This is a genomic window from Mycolicibacterium sp. TUM20985, assembly GCF_030295745.1.
GTDB lineage: Bacteria > Actinomycetota > Actinomycetes > Mycobacteriales > Mycobacteriaceae > Mycobacterium.
Window position 1 is genome coordinate 495413 of sequence record NZ_AP027291.1, and the last position, 24626, is coordinate 520038.

General features: G+C 66.9%; 21 protein-coding genes. 10 read left to right on the forward strand and 11 right to left on the reverse strand.

The window, feature by feature from the left end; all coding sequences use genetic code 11:
• Positions 1 to 112: 112 nt before the first annotated feature.
• The 6 genes from mdo to QUE68_RS02425 all read left to right on the forward strand — a co-directional run bounded on the left by mdo (position 113) and on the right by QUE68_RS02425 (position 7424).
• Entirely contained in the window at positions 113 to 1405 is a 1293-nt protein-coding gene (gene mdo / locus QUE68_RS02400) for an NDMA-dependent methanol dehydrogenase (protein WP_284224339.1), read from the forward strand.
• Positions 1405 to 2529 (forward strand): AAA family ATPase, encoded by a 1125-nt coding sequence (locus tag QUE68_RS02405; protein ID WP_284224340.1) that lies wholly within the window; start codon positions 1405 to 1407, stop codon positions 2527 to 2529. Before mdo ends, QUE68_RS02405 begins: the two co-directional genes overlap by 1 nt.
• A gap of 9 nt (positions 2530 to 2538) precedes the next feature.
• Positions 2539 to 4065 carry a VWA domain-containing protein gene (locus QUE68_RS02410; RefSeq protein ID WP_284232366.1) on the forward strand — a complete coding sequence of 509 codons (1527 nt, stop codon included), beginning with the start codon at positions 2539 to 2541 and terminating at the stop codon, positions 4063 to 4065.
• A gap of 179 nt (positions 4066 to 4244) precedes the next feature.
• Positions 4245 to 5402 carry an iron-containing alcohol dehydrogenase gene (locus tag QUE68_RS02415; protein WP_284234663.1) on the forward strand — a complete coding sequence of 386 codons (1158 nt, stop codon included), beginning with the start codon at positions 4245 to 4247 and terminating at the stop codon, positions 5400 to 5402.
• Complete coding sequence (locus tag QUE68_RS02420) at positions 5399 to 6778, forward strand: MadS family sensor histidine kinase (RefSeq protein WP_284232367.1); 1380 nt, start codon at positions 5399 to 5401, stop codon at positions 6776 to 6778. Before QUE68_RS02415 ends, QUE68_RS02420 begins: the two co-directional genes overlap by 4 nt.
• The gene (locus tag QUE68_RS02425) at positions 6768 to 7424 is read left to right on the forward strand and encodes a MadR family response regulator transcription factor (RefSeq protein WP_284232371.1); all 657 of its coding nucleotides are present in this window, start codon (positions 6768 to 6770) and stop codon (positions 7422 to 7424) included. Before QUE68_RS02420 ends, QUE68_RS02425 begins: the two co-directional genes overlap by 11 nt.
• An 85-nt stretch (positions 7425 to 7509) precedes the next feature.
• On the opposite strand, the gene mftM is transcribed toward QUE68_RS02425, so the two are convergent.
• Positions 7510 to 8307 carry a mycofactocin oligosaccharide methyltransferase MftM gene (mftM, locus tag QUE68_RS02430; RefSeq protein ID WP_286275105.1) on the reverse strand — a complete coding sequence of 266 codons (798 nt, stop codon included), beginning with the start codon at positions 8305 to 8307 and terminating at the stop codon, positions 7510 to 7512.
• Positions 8308 to 8515: 208 nt separating this feature from the next.
• Here mftM and mftD point away from each other — a divergent pair, with 208 nt between their 5' ends.
• On the forward strand, positions 8516 to 9685 hold the full coding sequence (gene mftD, locus QUE68_RS02435) for a pre-mycofactocin synthase MftD (protein WP_284224345.1): 1170 nt from the start codon (positions 8516 to 8518) through the stop codon (positions 9683 to 9685).
• A gap of 6 nt (positions 9686 to 9691) precedes the next feature.
• On the opposite strand, the gene QUE68_RS02440 is transcribed toward mftD, so the two are convergent.
• From QUE68_RS02440 to QUE68_RS02450, 3 genes are all read right to left on the reverse strand, one after another.
• Positions 9692 to 10126 (reverse strand): hypothetical protein, encoded by a 435-nt coding sequence (locus QUE68_RS02440; protein WP_284224346.1) that lies wholly within the window; start codon positions 10124 to 10126, stop codon positions 9692 to 9694.
• 87 nt (positions 10127 to 10213) lie between these two features.
• A complete protein-coding gene (locus QUE68_RS02445; RefSeq protein ID WP_284224347.1) occupies positions 10214 to 10636 on the reverse strand; it encodes a nuclear transport factor 2 family protein in 423 nt (140 codons plus the stop codon).
• Entirely contained in the window at positions 10633 to 11871 is a 1239-nt protein-coding gene (locus tag QUE68_RS02450; RefSeq protein WP_284224348.1) for a cytochrome P450, read from the reverse strand. Before QUE68_RS02450 ends, QUE68_RS02445 begins: the two co-directional genes overlap by 4 nt.
• Before the next feature lie 118 nt (positions 11872 to 11989).
• On the opposite strand from QUE68_RS02450, the gene QUE68_RS02455 reads away from it, so the two are divergent.
• A complete protein-coding gene (locus QUE68_RS02455; protein WP_284224349.1) occupies positions 11990 to 13171 on the forward strand; it encodes a LuxR C-terminal-related transcriptional regulator in 1182 nt (393 codons plus the stop codon).
• Here QUE68_RS02455 and QUE68_RS02460 read toward each other — a convergent pair.
• The 7 genes from QUE68_RS02460 to QUE68_RS02490 all read right to left on the reverse strand — a co-directional run bounded on the left by QUE68_RS02460 (position 13165) and on the right by QUE68_RS02490 (position 21044).
• Positions 13165 to 14652: a glutamate--cysteine ligase gene (locus QUE68_RS02460; RefSeq protein WP_284224350.1), complete on the reverse strand. Its 1488-nt coding sequence runs from the start codon at positions 14650 to 14652 to the stop codon at positions 13165 to 13167. The genes QUE68_RS02455 and QUE68_RS02460 overlap by 7 nt on opposite strands.
• A gap of 22 nt (positions 14653 to 14674) precedes the next feature.
• On the reverse strand, positions 14675 to 15427 hold the full coding sequence (locus QUE68_RS02465) for a class I SAM-dependent methyltransferase (RefSeq protein WP_284224351.1): 753 nt from the start codon (positions 15425 to 15427) through the stop codon (positions 14675 to 14677).
• Between the two features lie 32 nt (positions 15428 to 15459).
• Complete coding sequence (locus QUE68_RS02470) at positions 15460 to 16332, reverse strand: oxidoreductase (protein WP_284224352.1); 873 nt, start codon at positions 16330 to 16332, stop codon at positions 15460 to 15462.
• Between the two features lie 99 nt (positions 16333 to 16431).
• Complete coding sequence (locus tag QUE68_RS02475) at positions 16432 to 17628, reverse strand: IS481 family transposase (protein ID WP_284224353.1); 1197 nt, start codon at positions 17626 to 17628, stop codon at positions 16432 to 16434.
• Positions 17629 to 17747: 119 nt separating this feature from the next.
• Positions 17748 to 18497, reverse strand: coding sequence for a PadR family transcriptional regulator (locus tag QUE68_RS02480; RefSeq protein ID WP_284224354.1), 750 nt, complete (start codon positions 18495 to 18497; stop codon positions 17748 to 17750).
• 148 nt (positions 18498 to 18645) lie between these two features.
• A complete protein-coding gene (locus QUE68_RS02485) occupies positions 18646 to 20223 on the reverse strand; it encodes an NCS1 family nucleobase:cation symporter-1 (RefSeq protein ID WP_286275106.1) in 1578 nt (525 codons plus the stop codon).
• Positions 20224 to 20333: 110 nt separating this feature from the next.
• On the reverse strand, positions 20334 to 21044 hold the full coding sequence (locus tag QUE68_RS02490; RefSeq protein WP_284224357.1) for a GntR family transcriptional regulator: 711 nt from the start codon (positions 21042 to 21044) through the stop codon (positions 20334 to 20336).
• A gap of 162 nt (positions 21045 to 21206) precedes the next feature.
• On the opposite strand from QUE68_RS02490, the gene QUE68_RS02495 reads away from it, so the two are divergent.
• Positions 21207 to 22487, forward strand: coding sequence for a cation:proton antiporter (locus QUE68_RS02495; RefSeq protein ID WP_284224358.1), 1281 nt, complete (start codon positions 21207 to 21209; stop codon positions 22485 to 22487).
• Positions 22488 to 22719: 232 nt separating this feature from the next.
• On the forward strand, positions 22720 to 24483 hold the full coding sequence (locus QUE68_RS02500) for an NAD(P)/FAD-dependent oxidoreductase (protein ID WP_284224359.1): 1764 nt from the start codon (positions 22720 to 22722) through the stop codon (positions 24481 to 24483).
• Positions 24484 to 24626: the final 143 nt, after the last annotated feature.

Sequence of the window (24626 nt, forward strand, 5' to 3'; positions counted from 1 at the left end):
CTCGTGCTGCCCGAGCATTCGGACTCGTGGTCAACCTGTTCCGGCCGCCGTCGTCGCATGCCTACCTTGGTGCCCGACACACTGCGAGTCGGACCCAGGAGAGGATCCCGTCATGAAGGTCGAAGACCTACTCAAGCCGTTTCCCATCAAGGAATTTCACCCCTTCCCCCGCGCCATGATGGGTCCCGGTGCCCACGAGATGGTCGGGCCCGAAGCCCTCAAGATGGGATTCAAGAGGACCCTGCTGATGTCCTCGGGTCTGCGCGGCACCGACATCGTCCACAACATGGCCGAATCCCTGAAGTGGCATGGCCTCGAGGTCGTGGTGTACGACCAGGTCGAGTCCAATCCCAAGGACTACAACGTGATGGACTCGGTGAAGCTGTACCAGGAGAACGAGTGCGACAGCTTCGTCTCCATCGGGGGCGGCTCCACCCACGACGCCTGCAAGGGTGCGCGCATCTCGGTGGCTCACGACGGTCGCAACGTCAACGACTTCGAGGGCTTCAACATGTCCGAGAACCCGAAGAACCCACCGCACATTGCCATCTCGACTACTGCGGGCACCGGTTCCGAGACGTCCTGGGCCTACGTCATCACCGACACCACCACCGATCCCGACAACCCGCACAAGTACGTCGCCTTCGACGACGCGTCGGTGGCGACGCTGGCCATCGACGACCCGGTGCTGTACTTCTCCTGCCCGGTCGACTACACCGCGCAGTGCGGTTTCGACGTGCTGGCCCACGCCTCGGAGCCCTACGTCTCGCGGCTGAACTTCGAGCCGTCGCTGGGCAACGCCATCCGGGCGATCAAGCTGACTGCCGAGAACCTTCGCGAGGCCACGTGGAACGGCCAGGATCTCAAGGGCCGCGAAGGAATGATGTACGCGCAGTACATCGCGGCACAGGCGTTCAACTCCGGTGGCCTCGGCATCATCCACTCCATCTCGCACGCGATCAGCGCGTTCTATGACACCCACCACGGGCTGAACAACGCGATCGCGCTTCCTCGGGTGTGGGCGTTCAACATGTCGGCGGCGTACAAGCGGTTCGCCGACATCGCCGAGGCGATGGGCGTGGACACCTACGGCATGACCGACGTGCAGGCCGCCGACGCCGCGCTGGCCGCCGCGATCCGGCTGCTGCGCGACGTCAACATCATCGAGAAGTTCACCGACGTCAAACAGGACAGCTATTCGAAGAACCGCCTCGGCCAGGGACCCACCAAGTTCTACGAGAACGCGCCGGTGATCAAGGGCGACAAGGCTGACGTCGACCGCATCACCAACCACGTCCTCGGTGACGCGTGCACCCCCGGCAATGCCAAGGAGTGCACCTTCGATCTCGTCCGACCGGTCGTCGAGCACTGCATGAATGGCGACCTCGACGACCTCCTTCCGTGATGCTGGACTCCGTCGAGAGTGTGCGAGAGGCGCTCGCCGGCGAAGGGTACATCGCCGACGAGCACCTCGCGATGACGGTCTTCCTGCAGACTCGACTCGACAAGCCGTTGCTGATCGAGGGGCCCGCGGGGGTGGGCAAGACCGAGTTGGCCAAGGCGCTGGCGGCCGCCACCGGCCGTCGGCTCCTCCGATTGCAGTGCTACGAGGGTCAGGACGAAACCAAGGCGCTCTACGAGTGGGATTACGGCAAGCAGTTGTTGTACACCCAGATACTGCGGGAGAAGATCGGCCAGATCGTGGCCGACGCCGTCGATCTCGATGAAGCCGTCGACCGGATCGGCAAGCAGGAGAGCGTCTTCTTCTCCGATCGGTTCCTCGCGCCGCGACCCCTGTTGGAGGCCGTGCGTTCCGAGGAACCCGTGGTGCTGCTGATCGACGAGATCGACCGCGCGGACGAATCCTTGGAAGCGGTGTTACTGGAACTGCTTGGTGAATACCAGGTTTCGGTTCCCGAGATCGGGACGTTCACGGCCAAACACGCGCCGTACGTGATTCTGACGTCGAACAACACCCGTGATCTGGCCGCCGCGCTGAAGCGCCGCTGCCTGCATCTGTTCCTCGACTACCCCTCCTCGGAACGCGAACTGGAGATCGTGCGGTCCAAGGACACCGGGCTCACCGAGGCCGTAGCCGCTCACCTCGTCGACGTGGTGCGCGGCTTGCGTGAACTCGATCTGCGAAAGGCGCCGAGCATCTCGGAGACCATTGACTGGGCGCGCACCCTCGCCGTGCTGGGCATCACCGAGTTGTCCTCGAAGGTGTTGTCCGACACCGTGTCCGTCGTCGTCAAGTACGACAAGGACGTGCGCAAGGCGCTCGATGCACTACCGCGTCTGGTCGATCCCAACGCGAAGATTCCCGCCGCACTGCATGATGCCCACGCCCACGGCCACGACCACGACCACGGTGCGCATGGACACTCCCACGATGTGCCGAAGGACACCGAACCCGAACCCGACGGCAAGGCCGTGCGTCAGGCGAAGGACAAGCCAGGCCGATTCACCAACGGCTACTACGGAACCCCCAGCAGCACCGCCACGCTGGGCCGGCGCAAGCCCTTCTAGGCGTCGAACATGGACGCGACCCTGCATCGTTTCGTGCGCCTCCTGCGTCTCGCGGGGCTGCGCGTCTCGATCCCCGAGGCGTTGGACGCAATGCGGTGCGCCGGGCAACCCGGCGTCCTGTCATCGCGGGGGACCCTGTACTCGGCGCTACGGGTGTCGCTGGTCAAGGATCAGCGGGACCAGCCGGTGTTCGACGAGATCTTCGACGCGTTCTTCTCGCTGATCCGGGTCGGTGGAGATGGAGCGGACGCCGGCCACGGCCACGCCCACGACGACCTCGTGGACACCGGCCAACTCGACTCCTTCACGCTGTCCGAGGAGCCCAGTGACACCCCGGAGGAGGGTCACGAGCACGGCAAGCCCACCAGCATCAAGGACTACTTCAAGCAGGAGGACCTGGCCCAGCAGTACAACCTGCACCAGGAGGCCAACAAGATCGACCTGGCGGCGTTGACCGACCAGATCGTCTTGTCCAAGGACGGCGCGGGAATCGAGGAGAACGCGTACCGCGTCGAGTTGTCCGCCGACCGGCTCCACGGCGCGGGCCCGGCGGGCAACCTCGCGTCGTCGGCGGGAACCCGCGTCGACGCCGCCCTCACCATCGCCGAACGGGAGATGCTGCTGGGCTGGCTCGACGAGATGCTCGAACAGGACGGCGACGAATCGGATGCCGCCGTACTGCGCCGACGGCTGACCGGTGTGCTCGAGAACCTGCCCGAGGCCCTCAAGAGACATCTGGAGGCATTGCTGGCGTTGGAGCACGCGGTCGTCGAGACCCGTGAGCAGCGGCAAGCGGAACTATCCGGGTCGGGCCGGCTCCGCGAGGCCGACCGTGCCGAGCTGGAGGATTCCCTGCGCAGGCTCGCCCGCAGCCTGCGCGGCGCCCTGACCCACCGCCGCCGCATCGCCTCGGCGGGCCGGGTGCACTCCGGCGCGACGATGCGCCGCAACATGAGGTTCGACGGGATACCGTTTGCCCCTGTCACGGTACGGCGGACCGAGGATCGGCCCCGGCTGGTGGTGCTCGCCGACGTGAGCCTGTCGGTGCGGGCCACGTCGCGGTTCACCCTCAACCTGGTGCACGGCCTGCAGGACCTCGTCACCCAGGTGCGCTCCTTCGCGTTCGTCGCAGACATCGCCGAGACCAGTGAGTTGTTCCGCGACTACCCGAGCGAACGTGCGCTCGGGCTGATCTTCGGCGGTGACGTGATCGACGTGGATGCGAACTCCGACTACGGCACCGTGTTCGGAGAGTTCCTCGCCGAGCACTCCGCAGCGGTGACGCGACGGACGACCGTCGTCATCCTTGGCGATGGTCGCAACAACGCGAACGACCCCAATCTCGCAGCGTTCGAGGAGATCACGCGCAGGGCACGCGAGACGGTGTGGCTGACGCCGGAACCGAGGTACTCGTGGGGCCTGGGCAGCTGTGACCTTCCCGCCTACGCCGAGTACTGCAGTCGAGTGCGGGTGGTGCGGGACCTCGGGGGGCTCGAACGGGCGGCGCAGGAGTTCGCCACCTCGGTGACCCGATGACCGCCTGTGACCGCGGCGGAAGTCGTACTGTGGGTTCGAGGACGTCGTCTGGGTCACAATCAGTGCGCCCGACGAGCGGTAGTCGAGGCAGGGTCGTGGCAAAGCTTGATGCGGAGCGGGCGTGGTATCCGGCGGCGGCGCCGGCCGCCCGCGCGGACCATCGACACGAGACCGGTGACATCGTCCCCCATCGGGTGCTGAAGTTTCATGCTCCCGAGATCGTCTTTGGGGTCGACTCGATGGTGGAGGCCGCCCACGCTGCCCTGCGCCTTGGCGCGCTGCGCCCGATGCTCGTCACCGACTCGGGCCTGATCGAGGCCGGCTGGGTCGCCGAGATGGTCACCCACCTCTCCGAGCAGGGTGTGGTGGCCCGCATCTGGGCCGAGCTGACACCGAACCCGAAGGACCACGAGATCGCGGCGGGCTACGAGGTGTACCGGGCCCATGGTTGCGACGTCCTGATCGCCGTCGGTGGCGGGTCGGTGATCGACGCGGCGAAGGGCGTCGCGATCCTTGCCGCCAACGGCGGCAACATCCTTGACTACGAGGGCGTCGACAAGGCGTCGATGCCGATCCCGCCGTTGGTTGTCGTGCCCTCGACATCGGGTACCGGCGCCGACGTCTCCCAGTTCTGCATCGTCACCGACACCACGCGCAACACGAAGATCACCATCCTGGGCCGCTCCCTGGTGCCCGACATCACCGTGATCGATCCGCGCCTGTTGACCACGATGCCCGAATGGCTCAATGCCGCAACGGGACTCGATGCTCTGACCCACGGTATCGAGGCGTTCGTCTCCCTTGGCCACAATCAGCTGACCGATCACCACGCGTTGCGCGCCGTGCAGATGGTCACCGACAACCTGGTGCACACCATCGAGCGGCCCGCGGACATGCCCGCGCGGGTGCTGATGGCGCAGGCCGCATTGGAGGCCGGGCTGGCGTTCACCAACGCCATCCTTGGCGCGGCCCACGCAATGAGTCATCAGGTGGGCGGATTGCTGGACCTGCCGCACGGCGTGATCAACGGGGTGTTGCTGCCGCACGTCATCCGCTTCAACGCCGAGCACGATCCGCATCCGTACCAGGAGGTCGCCGCGTACCTCGGCATCGCCGACCGCCGCGCACCGGCAGCGGAAGCCGCACTGGCGCTTGCTGATCGAATCGAGCAGCTGGCCGTCCGCGTCGGGGTGCCGCGTGGTCTGGCCCAGTTGGGAGTCAGCGAGGACGACCTGCCGCGGCTGGCGGCGGCGGCTCTGCACGATGCCTGCATGGTGACCAATCCGCGACCGGCCGACACGGCTCAGATGCAGGCGCTGTTCCGGGCGGCGATGTGACCTCCGGACTCTCCCGACCGCCCGACCGTCGGGGCGGCGCCGGGCCGCCAGACCTCGAGAAACTCACCGGGTTGCGGTCCGGAAAGGGCACCTTCTATCGCGAACTACGCGTCGCCGCACAACGATTGGATCGTGTGGTGGCGGCTTTCGACACCATCTCACGTGCCCTGGTGCAGACGGTCGAGGGACCCGAGAACCTCGTCCGCGCGGTGGCGGAGGCTGCCCGCACCCACCTCGACGCCGAGTGGGTTCTGCTCGCACTCGCCGACGGTGCGCTGCCCGAAGCCAGCCCGCGCCACCTGATCCTCGATTCGGCAGGCAACGTCTACGCGTTCGAAGGCCTCACCGGCGCAAGGGATCCCGGCACGGATCTGCCCGACGTCGTGCTCAACCGGCTCAACGACATCCTTCGCGGCCAGCTGGCCCAGTTCCGACTTCCCGTGATCGAGCGCCAGCACGCACACGTGCCCATCGAGCTGGACGGCGACGTGATCGGCGCATTCGCCGCGTGGACGTCACGCGGTCGCGCCCTCGACAGTTCGGACGAAGTCGTCATGCGCATCCTGTCGAGTCAAACGGCGGTCGCCCTGCAGAACAGCTCGCTGTTCAGCACGTCCCAGACGCTGCTCGCCGAGTCGGAGGCGCGCAACGCCGAGTTACTGGCCACTCAACGTGAACTCGGTGCGGCGCAACGCCATCAGGTGTTGGACTTGGAGCGCCGCCGCATCGCCCGCGAGCTGCACGACAGCGTGGCGCAGACGGTGTTGTCCGCCGGAATGCAGATCGAGGTGTGCCGCAGTGAGCTCGACGCGCGCTCGACGCCGGGGGACGTGATCGACCGGCTCGATCTGGCCAAGGACCTGAGTCGCTCGGCGGTCGAGCAGCTGCGGTCGGCCATCTATGCCCTGAACCATCCCGGCGATGCCCAGCGGTCGAGCTTGCCGGGGATGCTCGAGCAGCTGGCCACCGTGCACATGCCAGAAGACCTCCGGGTCACGCTGAACGTCGTCGGGACCGCGGTCGAACTGCCCGGCGACGTCGAGCACGCGCTGTTGCGGATCGCCGGAGAGGCGCTGTTCAACACGGCGGTGCACGCCGACGCCACCAGGGCGATCGTGCACCTGAACTATGGCCGCAATCGAGTGGTCCTGTCGATCTCCGACGACGGCGGCGGTGAGCCCGAGAAATTGCGCAGGATGCTCCGGCTCTCCGGCGCATCGGACGTCGACGGGCGCCATCGCGGGCTGGCCAACATGCTGGCCCGGGCGCGTGAGCACGGCGGCACCCTCGAGGTCCGACGGTCGCGCATCGGCGGCATCCGCGTAGTAGCGGAAGTGCCTGTGCCCGAGGAGAAGAGGTCTGCCCATGGCGACTGACGTCACCGCTGGGACGATCAGGCTGGTGCTCGTCGACGACCACGCCATCCTCCGCGAGGGTCTGCGCTCGGTTCTCGAACGTCAGCGCGGACTCATCGTCGTCGGTGAGGCGTCGTCGGAGCAGGAGGCGGTGGCAGTCGTCCGGGCCATGTCGCCGGACGTGGTACTGCTGGACCTCAAGTTGTCGGCGGGCTCGGAGTACGAGGGTCTGTCCCTGTGCGCCAAGCTGTCCGCCGCGCATCCGGGGATCGGCCTTCTGGTGCTCACCACGTTCCTCGACGAGGACCTGGTGGTCCGCGCGGTGCACGCGGGGGCCAGGGGTTATGTCGTGAAGGACGTCGACACCACCGAGTTGGTGCGCGCGATCCGGGCCATCTCCGCGGGTGACAGCGCGTTCGACTCGCGAAGCGCGGCTGCCGTCGTGCGGTCGATGTCAGGGCGGACCCAAACCCGCCAACAGTTGACCGACCGTGAGCTCCAAGTGTTGCGTCTGCTCGCAACGGGTCTGTCCAACAATAAGATCGGTGAGCAGCTCTACATCTCGGCGACCACCGCGAAGTTCCACGTCAGCAACATCATGCGCAAACTGGAGGTCAGCCGCCGGGCGGAGGCGGTGTACGCGGCCTCCAAACGCGGCCTGATCTAAAGCCCCTCTCCTCTGCCGCGAGCGTGCGTGTCTGCACGCGACACGCCGTTCGAAATCGGGACTCTGCGCACGCTCGCTGGACGCGTCAGCGGTCGAGAATCAGCCAGCCGCCATGATATTCGTGCACACCGGTTCGCACTCCCGATGCCCGCCACGCCTCAGCGATGTCCCGCAGCGTCCCGAGGTCGAACCGTTGCACGTGGCCGTAGCAGGCCCGCGGTACGTCCTCGAACGGCACCGCCACGATCACCCGTCGGCATGCGAGTCGCATCGCCTCGCGCAGAACGGATTTCGCGGAGTTCGCATCGAGGTGCTCCAGCAGATGCAGCACGGTTACGGTGTCCGCGGTGCCGTCCGGTAACGGCACCCGGGCGGCGTCACACGTCAACGTCCGTACCGGCCGGCCCAGGGGCCCGCACACCCCGTTCAACAGGTCCATCGTCGGTCCGCTCAGGTCGGTGGCCGTCACGGCCAACCCCGCCGCGGTCAGACGCAGCGGAAAGAAGCCGAAACACGAACCGAGATCGACGATGTCGTGGCCGACGATCAGCGAGGCGGCGTGTTCGTGGATCGGCGCGAAGGCCGCGTCACCGTGTTCGAGACGGTTCAGCGAGTTTCGGTAGAACGCCAGCCACGCCGCGTCGCCTTCGGCGGCGGACTGCACGATCCCGGTGAACACCGCTTCGAATTCGGATTGGCCGTGCAGAACGCCGGCGTCATCGAGCTCGGCGGCGAGGAGCACCGCGAGCTCGTCGGAGATCTCGTCGGGCTCCAGGTCATGCTGGACTGCGAGCACTCCATCCACGCGGCTGGCACAGAACCTGTTCGCGCACAACACGTCTTCACCGGTGTGGCCGAGGTGCGGGCCGTGGCGGCGCGTCACGCTAACTCCGACTGCGTGGGCCACCGCCATATCCTCCCGTCGAAGAGCGTTGTCGAATAACGCTATTCGGTCGTGGAGATGTCCACCCGCCCCGAAGGGGCGAGGTTCTTGGTCCGGCCGGGTGGGTGCCCGACTGCCCGATCGGCGGGTGTGGCGGCGGGATCGGATGCCATAGCGTTATGCCGTCCGTCATCCCGAGGAGGAAACGATGAGCGGTTGGTTCGAGACGGTTTCAGAAGCCCAGCGTTTGGCAGCCAAGCGGCTGCCCAAGAGCGTCTACAGTGCCTTGGTAGCCGGCTCGGAACGCGGCATCACCACTGCGGACAACACCGCGGCGTTCGGTGAGCTGGGGTTCGCCCCGCACGTCGCCGGACTGTCCGCCAAGCGCGACATGGCCACGACCGTGATGGGACAATCGATCTCGCTTCCGGTGTTCATCTCCCCGACGGGCGTGCAGGCCGTCCACCCCGAGGGCGAGGTGGCCGTTGCTCGGGCGGCAGCTGCCCGCGGCACCGCGATGAGCCTGTCGTCCTTCGCCAGCAAGGCGGTCGAGGAGGTCACCGCCGTCAATCCGCAGACGTTCTTCCAGATGTACTGGACGGGTGGGCGGGACAAACTGGTGGCTCGCATGGAGCGGGCCCGGGCGGCCGGTGCGGTCGGGTTGATCATGACGTCGGACTGGTCCTTCTCCAGCGGCCGTGACTGGGGGAGCCCGGCGATCCCGGAGAAGATGGACCTGCGCGCGATGCTGCGGTTCGCCCCGGAGGGCATCATGCGGCCGCGCTGGCTACTCGACTTCGCCAAGACCGGAAGGGTGCCGGACCTGACCGCGCCGAATCTCTCTCAGGACGGCGGGCCCGCCCCCACGTTCTTCGGCGCCTACGGCGAGTGGATGCAAACGCCGTTGCCGACGTGGGAGGACGTCGCGTGGCTGCGGACGCAGTGGGGCGGGCCGTTCATGCTCAAGGGCGTGATGCGGGTCGACGACGCCCGCCGAGCCGTGGACGCCGGGGTCACCGCCATCTCGGTGTCCAACCACGGCGGCAACAACCTCGACGGCACCCCGGCGCCCATCCGCGCGCTACCTGCCATCGCCGAAGCGGTGGGCGGCGACGTAGAGATCGTGCTCGACGGAGGCATCCGCCGGGGTAGCGACGTCGTGAAGGCACTCGCCCTGGGGGCGCGCGCGGTGATGCTGGGCCGGGCCTACCTCTGGGGTCTGGCCGCAGGTGGCCAGGGCGGCGTGGAGAACGTCCTCGACATCATGCGTGGCGGCATCGACTCGGCGCTGCTCGGCCTCGGACTGTCATCGACACAGGAACTCAGTCCGGCAGACCTGATCATCCCCACCGGCTTCCGCCGCGATCTCGGCGGTTAGCGAGGCTCAGCCCTTCGTCACGGTTAGGGTCACCCGGTACTCCGGTAGCGGAATCGGGTCGTCGGGGGTCTGCGGGTACGGCTCCAGCGACTGCATCGTCACGGTGTAGTCACCGGCTCGACCGGTCGACACAGTCTGTCCTGGAGCCGGATTGGTGTTGAACTCCAGGGTGGTCGGCTCGCGCCCATGCGGTTGGACGGCGATTGCCACGCGCGCCTGGCCCGTCCAGAAGCATTCGACGCGCTCGGGGCACCGCGAATCCTCCAGGACGTCGCTGAAGCGCACCCGCACGTCGTCACCGGCGTCCGATGCCTCCCGCCCGCCGCCGAGGGCGAAGGGCTGGTTCAGGTGGAAGCTCACGGGATCGGCCGAGGCGTGGTCCGCCTGACAGCCCACCAGGGCAAGCCCCAACACCGCTGCCGCACACCAGTACCCGTTCACCGTTGTCAACCCTTCAGGGACCATCTCCCGTCAAGTGTGCACTCGAGGCCGGCGGCGCGGGTCCGATTCGCACCTGGGAGCAGGGCGTCACGGGGCCGTCGGACCCCCGAACGCCCGATCGGTCAGTGCAGAGTTCATGAAGTCGCGGAAGTGCAGCCAACGACCGTTGCGAAGCGTGATGATGTGCGCGAACTCGGACTCCCATTCGTGGCCCGTCGTCAGACGCCGGTACCGCTGCCTGCCCCAGGTCGCCAGGTCGTCGCCGTTGGCGATGAACTTCCACGTCTCCATCTCGATGATCTCGACCGATTCGCCGACGATCGTGAAGAACGCGATCGCCGCGTCCATTCCCCGGTGGTCACCGGCGTAGGGGATGGTGTCGGTGCCGTAGTAGGTGATGCGGATCTCGGGGTCCAGGAGGGCGAGCGCCGTGTCGACGTCACCCGCCGGGATCGCCGCGTAGATGGCCTTCGTCGCCGCGATGTTGCGGTCCTCGTTGCCGGTCGTCACCTCGTAAGCCTCAGTGGCAGCCGGACGAAGCCGTGGGTCAGCAGGCTCGCGGACTGTTTGGTCCCTGGGTCGTCGGTGAGCTCGATACCGGAGTAGCGGTCGAGTACCGCATCGAGGACTGCCAGGACTTCGAGGCGCGCCAGCGCGGCGCCGAGGCAGAAGTGCAGGCCATGACCCAGCGAGAGCTGCTGGCGGATGTTCGGGCGGTCGATGTCGAAGCGCTCCGGGTCGGGGAACACCGCCGGATCGCGATTGGCCGCGCCGAAGAACAGCGCAACCCAGTCGCCGCGCCGAATCGACGCGCCGCCGATCTCGACGTCACGGGTGGCGATGCGGAACAGCCGCTGCGGGGGGCCGTCGAGCCGCATCGTCTCCTCGATGAAGGGGCCGAGCAGAGTGCGGTCGGCGCGCAGCCGCGACGCCGTCTCGGGGTGCCGAGCCAAGACGTGCAGAAGGTTGCCGATCAGGTATGTCGTCGTCTCACTGCCAGCGACGACCAGGGTCACGCAGAACCGCACGATCTCCTCGGGGGTGAGTCGTTGCCCATCGATCTCGGCCCGGAGCAGGGCCGAGATCAGGTCGTCGGCGTCGTCGACGTCACCGGTAGGCGGGTGTTCGGCGAGCCTCCCCGCATGCTCGGCGAGTCGCTGCGTGAACGCGGCGACCATCTCTTCGTTGCTGGCCATCCGCTCCGCGGCGGTCATCGCCGACGAGAGCATGAACGCGTTCGCCCAGCGCTTGAACCTGACGTGGTCGCCCTCGGGCAGACCGAGCAGGCGGACCATTGCGCGGGTCGGAACCTCGGCGGCGAACGCCATCACGTCGAGATCGCCGTCTCCGAGCCCGTCGAGCAGGACAGGTAACAATTCGGCCAGCCAGCCCTCTAGGCGTGTGACCCGGCGGGGCGAGAAAGCCTGGCTGACGAGCTTGCGTTCGATCGTGTGCGTCGGGGGATCGGTGTTGACCAGCATGAGGCTGGGCGCCGACGACGCCTCCTGAAGTGGGTCGCGTGAGGAGAAAGTCGCGTTGTCGCGGGCGGCCTGGAACACGTCGTCGTACCTGAACAGCGCCCACGCGGTCACCGGCTCGTCGGCGCCGGGCACCGTGCCCGGTGGCCAGTCCCGATACCCGGGAATCGGCGAGGCCGAACGCAACGCGTCGTAGAGCGGGAAGGGGTCGGCGACACCCTCCGGCGTGGTCAGCAGATCGAGGGCTGTTGCGGTCGGGGAGGCCATGGGAGCCAGCTTCTACCGCCGGTCGGACCGGGTCGATCCCCCTTCGGGAGGCAATCGTGGTCTCCTCCGAGGGGATTCGCCCCACCCACCCGCTACCCGGTGGGAGGATCGGCTGACCGTGAACCTCACCCAGGACGTCCCCGCACCGACCGCCCTCGTCGACGGCAACCATCCCGGCTGGGCGTCGCGACCCGAGACCCCGGCCGCCGTGCCGGAGAGTGACCATGCGCGCGAGGTCGCCGAGGCCGTCGACGCTCAGGCGACCGTGGTGCGCACAGCGCTCGAGGATCTCGGCGACGAACAGGCGTGCGCGGCGTTCGAGGCCATCCTCGACCTGTCACTCCTCGAGCGCGAGCTGCTCGAGGACGGCGCCCGCCGTCGGACACTGGCCCTCCTGCGGGTACAGGAGGGCCTGAGCAAGCTGCGCGCGGTGGACACGGTCACCGAGATCGTCGACCGTGCCCCCCGCGAGTTGGTGGAGTCGTGCGGGTTCGACCGGGCGGTACTGTTCCGCGTGCACGAGGGCCGGATGATGATGGAGTCCGCCTACTTCGGGAATGACGCCGAGGGCGCGTCGAAGATGGTGGCGTTCGCGCAGTCCGTCGCCCCGCTGCTGGACCACATGCTGGTCGAGACGGAGATGATCCGGCGGCACCGGCCGGCAATCGTCCGCGACGCCCGCAACGACCCGCTGGTGAACCGCGCGATCGTTGACTTCTCGATGACCCGCTCCTACGTTGCCGCGCCGGTGATGCCCACGGGCAAGGTGATCGGGTTCCTGCACGCCGACCGGTTGTACTCCGGCCGCGTGGTCGATGAGATCGACCGCGACACCGTGTGGGCGTTCGCGGAGGGCTTCGGCTACGCGTACGAACGCACGGTGCTCGTGGAGCGGATGCGGCGTCAGCACGCCGAAGTGTGCCGTGCGTTGGCTTCGGCCGACGAGGCGGCCCGGGCCCTGCAGGATGCCGGGCTCGACCTACGCAAGGTCGAGCCCGCCGAGCACAGCGCCGCGGCCCGATCGCTGGCCGAGGCGCAGTCGTGGGCGCACCCGACGCTGACCCGGCGGGAAATCGAGGTTCTGCGTCTAATGGCGGGCGGGCGCACCAACCAACAGATCGCCGCGCAACTGGTCATCTCGATCGGAACCGTGAAGTCACACGTCAAGCGGGTGCTGCGAAAGCTTCGGGCCAACAACCGCGCCGAGGCCGCGTCGACCTACGTGCGGCTGGCCGGCGCACCGCACCACGTCGAAGGCCCTCAGGACGGCAGCGTCTTCACCCGATCTGACGGCTACTGAGACCCCGGCCCATCCCAGGTGTGGACGGGCTCGTTGCTGTGCATCCGCTCGCAGTAGAGCCGCAGCATCTCGGCCAGCGCCTGCGGGCGGGCCAGCCCCCGTTCCTGCAGAGCGCGGACCGTCTCGACCTGCCACACGGCACCATTGCGGCCGGTCTTGGCCCGGCCCTCGATCACGCCGAGGAACCGGTCGCGGACCTCTGCCGACACACCCCACCGTTGCAGCCCCTCGTGTGCGAGCGGCAGCAGCTCGCGCAGGACCAGCTCGTCGGGGGTCACGTCGCCGAACCCCGGCCAGTACATCCGCGCGTCCATCCCGTGGCGGGCGGCTGCCACGAAATTCCGTTCTGCCGCAGCGAAACTCATCTTCGTCCAGACCGGCCGGTCCTCCTCGGAGAGGGCCCGCAGGGCGCCGTAGTAGAAAGCCGAGTTGGCGAGCATGTCCACCACCGTGGGTCCGGCAGGCAGCACCCGGTTCTCCACCCGCAGGTGGGGTCGTCCGTTCACGACGTCGTAGACGGGGCGGTTCCATCGGTAGATGGTGCCGTTGTGCAGCCGAAGTTCGGACAGCGTCGGCGTGCGACCCGCAGCCAATTCGGCGACCGGGTCCTCGTCGGACACCTCGGGGAGCAGCGACGGGAAGTACCTGACGTTCTCCTCGAACAGGTCGAAGATCGACGTGATCCACCGCTCGCCGAACCACACTCGCGGCCGGACGCCCTGTGCCTTGAGCTCCTCGGGCCTGGTGTCGGTCGCCTGGGCGAACAACTCGATGCGGGTCTCGGCCCAGAGCTCGTGGCCGAAGAAGTAGGGCGAGTTGGCGCCGAGTGCGAGCTGCGGTCCTGCCAGAACCTGTGCGGCATTCCAGTTCCGAGCGAAGTCCCCCGGCGAGACCTGAAGGTGCAATTGCATGCTGGTGCAAGCGGATTCGGGCGCGATCGACGCCGAGTGCAGGGTCAGCCGCTCCGGTCCCTCGATGTCGATCAGGATGTCCTCGCCGCGGGCGGTGAAGATGGAGTCGTTGAGCGCCTGATACCGCGTCGACTCGCTCATCCAGCCTGCGGTCGTCAGGTGCTCGGGCATCAGGGTGGGCAGGATCCCGACCATCACGATGTGTGCACCGTCGGAGTTCGCCTTGGTCTCCGCGGCGTTCAGGCTCGCGCGCACCTCGTCTTCGAGGTCGAGGGCCGAACGACCCGGAAGGGGCCTCGGCGGAACATTGAATTCGATGTTGTACGCACCCAATTCGGTCTGAAAGGCCGGGTCGGCGATGGATGCGAGCACTTCGCGATTGGTCATCGCCGGCTGGTAGTCGGCGTCGACCAGGTTGCACTCGATCTCCATACCCGTCAGCGGGCGGTCGAACTCGAAGCTCGACTGCACGAGCATCGTCTCGAAGACGTCGAGGCTGAGTTGTACCTTTCGTCGATACTGCAGACGCTGTTCGCGGCTGTACTCGGTCTGCGTGACGTCATCACCCATTAGCGACACCCATCAGATGAGCCTAACGACGTGAGGCCACCATCACCTGCGGACTGAGCAGACCGCCGCGGAGGTCGACGACGATGCCGGGGTCGGCGTGCGCGGCGAGCGCGCGCAGCGCGGACGGACTGTAGGCGCGCAGCGAACTGATGACGCCGTCATGCAGGAACGGCACGAAGGGGGCGAGCGGGAGCATCGTCGCCAGCTGCATCAGATGCAGTGGCGCGGGAAGGCGTGGCAGGTCGATGATCACCATCTTGTCGGCGACGCGGGTGCCCTCGGCGATCGCCCGTGCCGCCAGTGCGGGCGGCAGGTGGTGAAACGACAACGCGAACACGGCGAGGTCGTAGGTCCCGTCGGCGGCGTCGACGTCGGTGGCATCCATGATGCGGACCGTCGCGCGTTCGTCGGCGCCGAGCGGTCCGGCCGCGATGGCCGCCACCGAGGCCGGCTCGACGTCGGTCACGGTGACGTGCGCCGTCGGATGCATCTCCAAGAGTTGGGCGGACAGACCGCCGTGGCCGGACCCCAACTCCAGGATGCCGGGATCCGGCACCTCGGCGATCTCCTCGAGAGCGATGTGGGCGAACTTCGCGTGGTTGCCGAACCACTCACCCGTACGCTCCAAGGCCCTAACGACGCTGCGCTTGACCGCGGGGTCGACGTCATCGCGGTCGAGGTACTCCTGCCGCTCGGTCTCCAGCAGCCGGTCCAGGCACGAGGCGTCGGGGCCGCCGCGCGGCATGTGATCGAGGCGATCAGTGGCGAGACCCATGCCACCCATGATGGACCATCCACCGACGCGGGCTACCCCGCCGAGATCGACGAGATGACGTCCGCGGGCAGCTCGATGTCCGCGACGGCCATGTTCTCCTCGAGGTGCGCGACCGACGAAGTGCCGGGGATCAGCAGCACGTTCGGCGCGACCGACAGGGTCCACGCGAGTGCAATCTGTGCGGGGGTGTGGCCCAGGTCGGCGGCGGCCTGCTTCACGGCGGGGTTGCCGAGAACTGGGTTGTCGGCGTTGAAGGCGGACCCCAGCGGGAAGAACGGCACGAACGAGATACCGCGTTCGGTGCACAGGTCGAGCACCGGTTGCGACGTACGGTCGACCACGTTGTAGGCGTTCTGCACCGTCACGATCTCGGTGCGATCCAGGGCGATCTGCAGGTGCTCGACGGTGACGCTGGACAGCCCGATGCCGTCGATGAGGCCCTCGTCCTTGGCGGCGATCATCGCGGTCAGCTGGCGGTCGAACAGCTCGGGCTCGACCGCGGCGGCCACGCTGGGGTCCTCAGAGTTGTGGATGCGCAGGTTGACCGCGGCCAGCCGGTCCACGCCGAGCTCGCGGAGGTTCAGCTCGATGTCGGCACGCAGGTCGTCGGGTTGATCGGCCGAGATCCAGTTGGCCTGGGCGTCGCGCCGGGCACCGACCTTGCTGACCAGCGCCAGGTCGGCGGGGTAGGGATGCAGGGCCTCGCGGATGAGTCGGTTGGCGACGTCCGGGCCGTAGAACTGGGCGGTGTCGATGTGGTTCACACCGAGCTCGAGCGCGCGCTTGAGGACGGCGATCGCCTGGTCGTGGTCGCGGGGCGGACCGAAGACCCCCGGGCCGGGGAGTTGCATGGCGCCGAAGCCGACGCGACTGACGGTGAACGGGCCGAGCGGGAAGGTCTGCATACGTACTACCTACGCGATTTCGGCGCGTTTTCATCCGCTGAGCGAACTGTGGTGTCTCGGGACATCGCTGACACTTATGTCGCGGGACATCGCTGACAGTCATGATGCCGGTTTGGGTTCGCGGGTGCGGTAGGTGCGGGTGTTCTTGTCGATCGGTTGGTAGTAGCGGGTGGGGTCGGCGGTGAATGCGCGGACGAGTCGGTGGCCGCTGAAGATGGCGATGTGGTCACCGTCGCGGATGACGTCGCATTCGTGGCCGGCCCAGCGCAGGCCTACGTTGATTCTGTAAGGCGCCACGCATACGTAGCCCGACATCTCTCCGACGGTGTGGCGGCTGACGAACAGGGGTGCGGGCAGTGGGCGCTCGGCTGGGCGGGCCGAGGCGGTGGCGTGGAAGGTCTCGGCCGGGGTGGCTCCACGCAGCGCACGGTGGGGGCGTTGGTGATTGTAGAAGCGGCGAAATTCCTCGAGCAGGGCGTTCAGCTCGACAACGGTGGCCGCCGGATCCCGGGCGGACAGCCAGGTCTTCAGCGTCTGCCAGAACCGCTCGATCTTGCCGCAGGTCTGTGGGTGAAACGGAGCCGAGTTGATGGTGCGCACACCAAGGGCGCGCAGGTTGATCTCGAATGCCGATTCATGCGCGTGGAAGCGTCCGGTGTAGACGATTCCGTTGTCCGACAACGACATCGACAGCATTCCGCATTCGTCGATGCCGGCCATGATGACCGACCAGACGAGGTCACCGTCGGCGTCGCCGGCAGCGGCGCGCAGTCCCACCGCATAACGGGAGTGGTCATCGAGGCTGCCCGCGATGGCCACCGGCCTGTGATCGGTCAGCCACCACCCGGTCCAATCCGACTGCCAACACTCGTTGGGCCGCGCGAAGCAGAACCGCTTGTCCGCCGACTTTGGGCGTTTCTGCGGCTGTGGCGTGATCAGCCCGCGGCGGGTCAGGATCTGCCACACCGTCGATGGCGACGGCACGGCCTCCACGGCGTCGCGTTGCAGCGACCATACGATCGACTGCGCGCCGTGATCCAGCCCCTGTTCGATCAGGTGCTTGCGCCGGTGCACCACGAGGTCCTCGACCTCGGCCGAGGTCTGCCCCGGCGAGGTCAACGGGCGCCGGGACCGATCCTGCAACCCGGCGAGTCCCTCCTGCAAGAAGCGGGCCCGGAACTTGTAGAAGGTCTGCCGACTGATCTTCTCGTCACGACAAAACGCCGCCACGTTATCCACGTGCCCGGCCAACGCCGCAGCCATCCGAATGTCCATTGCCGTCACCTTCTGGGCCATGAACCATCGTGGCCAGGCCCTACTCAGGTGTCAGCGATGTCCCGAGACAAACATGTGTCAGCGATGTCCCCGAACAGGACAATCCGCTGAGCGAACGGAAACGCGCCGAAATCGCGTGGTTACTCGGACTCGCCGAGGATTCCGTAGATCTCCCGACGGGCGTTGTTGACGATGTCGGCGATCCGCTTCTGCTGCTCGGGGCTGGCGGCGCCCGCGGACATCGCGACCGCTCGCATCAGCTGACCCGTGGCGTTGCGCAGATCGGCGTGGCCGGGATCGGCACCTTCGGTGATCTCCTCCCACGGCGGGGTCTCGATCTTCTCGGCGGCGGCCCGACCGGTGTCGGTGAGCTCGAACAGTTTCTTGCTGCCGTCACTCTCGGTGCCGACGATGAGGTCCTCGTCGACGAGTAGTTGCAGCGTCGGGTAGACCGAGCCGGGGCTGGGCTTCCAGAGGTCCTGAGTGCGCTCGGCGATCTGCTGGATCATCTCGTAGCCGTGCATCGGCCGCTCGGCCAGCAGTACGAGGATCGCGGCGCGGACATCTCCGCGCCTGCCGCGACCGCGGCCACGTCCGCCGCCACGGGGACCGCGTCCACCGAAGCCTGGACCGCCGAAACCTGGACCGCCGAAGCCGGGACCGCCGAAGCCGCGGCCGAAACCGGGCCCGAAGCCGCCGCGGAAGTTGCCGTCGAACGGGCTGTCGGCGTCGGTGTCGTGTCCGCGGATGGCGTCCCGGAAGCCGCGTCGGGCGGCGCGCCGCTGCTCGTGCAGGACGCGACGGTCGACGGGCGAGAAGCCGAAGCCGAGGCCGCCGCCGTGGGGATGGCCCTCGAGGGGGCCCTGTGGGGGTGTGAAGGGGGTGTGCATGGTGATTGTCTCCTTTGGCAGGAAACGCGGGCTGCGTTTCCGATACGTTGACGATATATCGGAAACTATCGCGATGCAACCATTGATGCGCGGATACGACGATGCCCCCGCGACTGAACGCCAGCACGCGGGGGCATCGACGAACGGTTTAGGCCGGCCCGACCGCCCGCTCCGCGTCGACGAGGGTGGCTCCCTCGGCCAGCCGCAGGGCCGTCGACCGCCACGGCCCGCGGGTCGCCAGCAGGTAGTACAGGACGAAGGCCACCCCGCATCCGATGAACCAGCTGTACTGCGCCGCCCCGGCCATCCCGAAGACGACGCCGCCGAGCAGCACCGGCGCCATCGCCAGCACGGCGCTGACCAGCGTGGCCGTGACCGCGGCGAGGTTGTAGCCCTTCGAGTACCAGTAGTTCGCGGTCGGCGACATGGTGAACAGGTCGTCGACGACGATCTTCTGCTTGCGCACCAGGTAGAAGTCGGCGATCAGCACACCGAACAGCGGGCCGATGAACGCGCCGAGAGTCTCCAACGTGTAGTGGATGACCTCTGGGTTGTTGTACAGGTTCCACGGCGTCAGCAGCACCGAACCGACGGCGGCGATCATGCCGCCCATCCGCCAGCTGATCTTTTGCGGGCTCACGTTGGAGAAGTCGAACGCGGGTGAGATGAAGTTGGCGACGATGTTGATGCCGATGGTGGCGATCGTAAAGGTCAACGCGCCCAACACGATTGCGGTGACGCTGTCGATCCGCGCGACGGTCGCGACCGGGTCGGTGAGGAGCTCGCCGAACACCGGGACCGTCGCGGCGGCGGTGACGACGACGAGCAGCGAGAAGACCAGGAAGTTCACTGGCAGACCGAGGAAGTTGCCCTTCTTGACCGCCTGGTAGCTCTTGCCGTACCGGGCGAAGTCACCGAAGTTCAGCATCGGACCGGAGAAGTAGGACACCACCAGCGCGATCGCGCCGAGCATGATGACCAGCGAGTTGCCCTTCTTCTCGCCGCCGAGGTTGAGGCTGACGTGCCAGCCCGACTTCCACAGCAGGTAGCCGCACAGGATGAACATGACCACGTAGACGGCGGGCCCGCAGAAGTCGATGAACTTGCGGATCGATTCCATGCCACGCCAGAACACTGCGGCCTGAAGGATCCACAGCAGGGTGAAGCTGCCCCAGCCGAGAAGCGAGAGACCCGTGAACCCGTACTGATCGACGTCGGCGTAGGGGGCCAGTCCGGGAAACAGCTTGAGCAGCACCACGTCCAGGGCTGCCGACGCCAGGTAGGTCTGGATGCCGTACCACGCGACGGCGATCAGGCCACGGATGATCGCCGGGATGTTGGCGCCGAGCACGCCGAACGAACTGCGGCACACCACGGGATACGGCACGCCTGCCTGCTGACTGGGCTTGGCCACCAGGTTGCACAGGAAGTAGACGATGACGATGCCCACCAGCAGCGCGATGAGCACCTGCCAACTCGCCAGCCCGAGGGCGAACAAGCTGCCCGCGGTGACGTAGCCACCGACGCTGTGCACGTCGGACATCCAGAACGCGAAGATGTTGTACGACGACCAGGTCTGCTTGCCCAGCGGGGCGAGGTCCTCGTTGGTGAGCCGCGGGTCGTAGTCATCCTTGATGACCCCGCTGCCGACCGGGTGACCTGCGGCTTCAACGATGTCGCCCGCCGCGATCACGGCGCTGGGCGGTGGTTCCTTGACGTCTGTCATTGCGGGCTCCTGGGCATGGGCGAACGGTGCTAGGCGATGGGCAAAAGCTAGCGCCGAGTTGTTGCAGGGCCGTTGCGCGGAAGATATATCTTGGTCGCGTCGGGACGCGGTCAGCCGTCCTCGGCGACGAGGCCCGTGTCCGCGGGCAGGGTGGCGACGACTTCGTTCAGCCTGCGGTGGTGCGCCGCACTCAAGGTCAAAAGCCGATCGACGTCACGGTCCAGGAACGCGGTGAGCATCTCGCCGTGATCGTCGTGCAGGCGCGCACGCTGGGCGTGTTCGACGTGCACCATGACTTGGACGGGTTCGGTGATGTTCCAGGCGGATTCGAGCATGTGGATCAGTCGCAGCATGCCCGACGGACGGGCCAGCCCCATGTGAAAGATGCGGCTCTGCCGATGATATGTGTGTGGATCATCATGCGTTACAGCGGCTTTCAGTAAATCGTTGGCCTGCACGACGTGGGCGCGGTCTTCGTCGGTGGCACGAACGGCGGCGGCCGCGAGCGCGGCCGACTCCAGCGTCTCACGCACGATGTACATCTCGGCGAGTTCGCTGGCCGTCAACTGCGCGACCGCGTAGCCGATGTTGGTCTGGTGTGCGACGAGCCCCTCGCCGGTCAGCGTCTTGAGGCTTTCCCGGATCGGGATGGGGCTGACTCCGAAGAGGTCGGCTACCTCGCTGACCGGAATGGGTGTACCCGGCGGCACGGCCCCGTCGAGGATGACGCGGCGGAGCTCGTCGACGATGCTCTGCTGGGAGACTCCGCCTCGGCTGACCGCCGACCTGAACGCCGACGCGGCGTGTCGGCGGGTCGGCATCGGTCCATCTTCCTACGTTTTGGCCGCAGTCGGCGGTCAGGAGCTACATTACGACCGTGCCGCCGCCCGCGGTCGTTCGAATCGACCCGTCTGCCAATCCGAACGACGGTCGTCGGCGAATCACCGTGCGAGCCCCGGCACCCGCGACCCGTAGGACCTGACATGCCCGCAGCAACAGCGATCCACTTCTTCCTCGAGCTGGCCGTCATCCTCGGCACGTGTCGCCTAGTGGGATTGATCGCGCAGCGCGTGGGACAGCCGCAGGTCGTCGGTGAGATGATCGCCGGGGTCATCCTGGGACCGTCGCTGCTCGGCGAGATTGCGCCCGGCGTGCAGCAGGCGCTGTTTCCCCCGGGTCCGGCGAACGTGGTGCTGTACACGGTCGCGCAGATCGGCCTGGTGCTCTACATGTTCCTGATCGGGCTCAACTTCGACGTCGACCTCATCAAGCACCGCGCTGGTACCGCGGTCGCGGTCTCGACCGCTGGCATCGTCACACCGCTCGTCCTTGGCGCGCTCGCCGCCATCCCCCTGCTGGCCGGGGGCATCTACTTCGAAGAGGGGGTGACCCCACTCTTGGCGGTGCTGTTCCTGGGGGCGGCGATCGCGATCACGGCGTTCCCCATGCTCGCCAGGATCATCTTCGAAAAAGGGCTCTCCGGAACGTCTTTGGGCACCCTCGCTCTGGCCTGCGGTGCCACCGACGATGCCATCTCCTGGTGCATCCTGGCGGTGGTGCTCGCCATGCACCAGGGAAACCCGGTGATGGCCGTCGTCGCGATCGGCGGCGGGGTCCTCTATACGTTGATTCTCCTGACGATCGGCCGGCGTGCGCTTGGCGTGCTCGGCCCGATGTCCGAACGCCGGAACACCGTCACGCCGCAGATGCTGAGCGTCGTCCTGATCCTGCTCATGGCCTGCGCCTGGGTCACTGACGTCATCGGCATCTACGCCATCTTCGGGGCCTTCATCCTGGGTGTCGCCATGCCGTCCGGCTTCTTCGCGAAGCACCTGACGGACAAACTCGAACCGCTCGTCACCACGTTCCTGTTGCCGCTGTTCTTCGTGTATTCGGGACTCAACACCCAAATCAGCCTGGTGAACACGCCGACGCTCTGGGCCGTGACGCTGGGCCTGATCGTCGTCGCGATCGCAGGCAAGGGCATTGCCTGCACGGTGGCTGCGCGGCTGAGGAAGGTGCCGCTCCGCGAAGCCGTGGCGCTGGGTTCGCTGATGAACGCCCGCGGCCTGATCGGGTTGATCCTCCTCAACATCGGCCTCCAGGCCGGCATCATCACCCCCACGCTCTTCACCATCCTGGTGTTGGTCGCCATCGTCACCACGCTCATGGCCTCGCCGATCTTCGAATGGGTCTACGGACGGCACCGTCAGCCGGTGTCGCCCGCACCGCTGGTCGCCGACCGCGGGCCCGGACCTTCGTGACGAATCCCTGACGAAGCGCTTCTGTTCGGCGCCGCCGAGAACTGAGGTGGGGTTGTCGGCCAAGGCGGTCGTGAGCAGCGAAAGTTGGGTCACCCGACCATCGCGGGCGCTGCCTCTGGCCCGGTCGGTGACCACCCCCGGAAACGCCGTCTCCGCTGGCTGAGAACCTATTTTCGTGTAGCGTCAATTAAGTTCAGCACCCTTTTCGACCTCGCTCGAGGGAAGGACACGAGTGGACGCGAAAGAGCAACTGTCGCAGCTGAACCCGCAAGCGCGGGCAGCCCTTGCGCGACGAATCAGAACGCAACTCGCCGGCGCCGGCACCGCCGCCACCGATCACGACCTGACCATCATCGGCGGTGGCGTTGCCTCCCTAACCCTTGCGCTGGAAGTTCGCCGCGCGCGCCCGACGACGCGCGTCCTGATCGTCGAGCCGACCGCTCATCCCGTCGCGGAGGTCACCCACACGGTCGGGGAGTCGACAGTCGAGGTGTCAGCGCACTACCTGGGGCAACACCTCGGCCTCGCCGACCATCTGCGGACCGCGCAAATTCGCAAGATGGGGCTGCGAATGTTCTTCTCCCACGACGGGAACACTGACATCGCTCGGCGAATGGAAGTCGGAAGTTCCTGCTTCGTGCCGCAGCCCACGTATCAAATCGACCGCGGCCGGCTGGAGAACGAGCTGGCCGAACGCTGTCGCGCCGAGGGTGTCGACTTCGCCAAGGGACGGGTCCGGTCGGTGGACTTCGGCACAGACGATCGCCCCCACACGGTGTCCTTCCAGGACGGTGACGTCACGACGCAGAAGACGGCCCGCTGGGTCATCGACGCCTCGGGGCGCACCAGGAAGCTGCCGCGGCAGCTAGACCTGAAACGCCCCAACGAGCACCACTGCAATGCCGCGTGGTTCCGCGTCGCGACCGAGATCGACGTCGGACAGTGGAGTGACGATCCCAGTTGGCAGGCGCGCCTAATCGAGGGTGACCGTGCGATGTCCACCAACCATCTGATGGGCAAGGGGTACTGGGTCTGGTTGATCCGACTCGCGTCTGGCGCCACCAGCGTCGGTATCGTCGCCGACCCTGCCTTTCACGCCTTCGACGGGTTCAACACCTTGGAGAAGGCCAAGTCGTGGCTTCGCGAGCACGAGCCGCAGTGCGCTGCAGAGCTGGCCAAGCACGACGACCTGATCATGGACTTCAGAGTCATCAAGAAATACAGCCACGGCGTGACGAAGGTGTTCGACGGCCACGAACGCTGGGGGCTCACCGGCGACTCCGGGATCTTCCTGGACCCGCTGTATTCATCGGGCTTGGATCTGGTCGCCATCGGGAACGGCTTGATCACCGACATGGTCACCCGTGAGCTGGACGGCGAGGACGTCGTCGCACGCGCCGCCATCAGTGACTCGCTCTTTCGGTCGCTCACCGAGATGTGGCTGGCCATCTATCGCGACCAGTACACCCTGATGGGCACGCCGGCCGTCATGGCGGCCAAGGTGGTGTGGGACATTGCGTTCTACTGGGGCTTCGTCGGTTTCCTGTACAGCAATGGCCGGTTCGTCAGCGTCGCGGATGACCCCGAGATCGTGCCGTACCTGGATGGGCTGATCGAGCTCAGTAACCGCGTGCAACGCTTCTTTCGAGAGTGGGCCTCGGTGGAGAGCGACGCATCCCCGACCCAATTCGTCGATCTCTACGAACCGCTGAACTTCATGGCGACCCTGCACACCGCGATGATGGGACGAGCCCCGAAGTTCGCCGAGCAGTTCGACGCCAACGCCCGCTTGCTGCGTCAGCTGGCAGGTCAGATGGTCGAGGTCGTGCTGGCCGAGAAGTCCACGGTGTTCGCCGACGACCGCGTCATGCGACAGGTGCAGGCCTGGCAGCGCGATCCGCTGCTGCGGGATCTTCGGTCGCTCTACCGCCGCGAGCAGGCGGTCAACCCGCTCAGTGACGATTGGTTGCTCGTGAACGAGCTCGAGCTGACCTGAGCGGAGATCCACGCGCAGCCCGCCACATTGCGGGCCGCCCCATCCGACGGCGGCGTCAATCCGAAGTACTCGCAAAACCAGTGATGCCACGAGGGGGTGCCGACGATGACGCCGGAAGGCAAGTGCGTAAGGTCCGAAGTCGA

Bases quoted from the DNA above. Each gene is read 5' to 3' on its own strand.
- mdo (WP_284224339.1), top strand. From the start codon at position 113: ATGAAGGTCGAAGACCTACTCAAGCCGTTTCCCATCAAGGAATTTCAC.
- QUE68_RS02405 (WP_284224340.1), top strand. From the start codon at position 1,405: ATGCTGGACTCCGTCGAGAGTGTGCGAGAGGCGCTCGCCGGCGAAGGG.
- QUE68_RS02410 (WP_284232366.1), top strand. From the start codon at position 2,539: ATGGACGCGACCCTGCATCGTTTCGTGCGCCTCCTGCGTCTCGCGGGG.
- QUE68_RS02425 (WP_284232371.1), top strand. From the start codon at position 6,768: ATGGCGACTGACGTCACCGCTGGGACGATCAGGCTGGTGCTCGTCGAC.
- mftD (WP_284224345.1), top strand. From the start codon at position 8,516: ATGAGCGGTTGGTTCGAGACGGTTTCAGAAGCCCAGCGTTTGGCAGCC.
- QUE68_RS02450 (WP_284224348.1), bottom strand. From the start codon at position 11,871: ATGGCCTCCCCGACCGCAACAGCCCTCGATCTGCTGACCACGCCGGAG.
- QUE68_RS02460 (WP_284224350.1), bottom strand. From the start codon at position 14,652: ATGGGTGATGACGTCACGCAGACCGAGTACAGCCGCGAACAGCGTCTG.
- QUE68_RS02465 (WP_284224351.1), bottom strand. From the start codon at position 15,427: ATGGGTCTCGCCACTGATCGCCTCGATCACATGCCGCGCGGCGGCCCC.
- QUE68_RS02470 (WP_284224352.1), bottom strand. From the start codon at position 16,332: ATGCAGACCTTCCCGCTCGGCCCGTTCACCGTCAGTCGCGTCGGCTTC.
- QUE68_RS02475 (WP_284224353.1), bottom strand. From the start codon at position 17,628: ATGGCCCAGAAGGTGACGGCAATGGACATTCGGATGGCTGCGGCGTTG.
- QUE68_RS02480 (WP_284224354.1), bottom strand. From the start codon at position 18,497: ATGCACACCCCCTTCACACCCCCACAGGGCCCCCTCGAGGGCCATCCC.
- QUE68_RS02485 (WP_286275106.1), bottom strand. From the start codon at position 20,223: ATGACAGACGTCAAGGAACCACCGCCCAGCGCCGTGATCGCGGCGGGC.
- QUE68_RS02490 (WP_284224357.1), bottom strand. From the start codon at position 21,044: ATGCCGACCCGCCGACACGCCGCGTCGGCGTTCAGGTCGGCGGTCAGC.
- QUE68_RS02495 (WP_284224358.1), top strand. From the start codon at position 21,207: ATGCCCGCAGCAACAGCGATCCACTTCTTCCTCGAGCTGGCCGTCATC.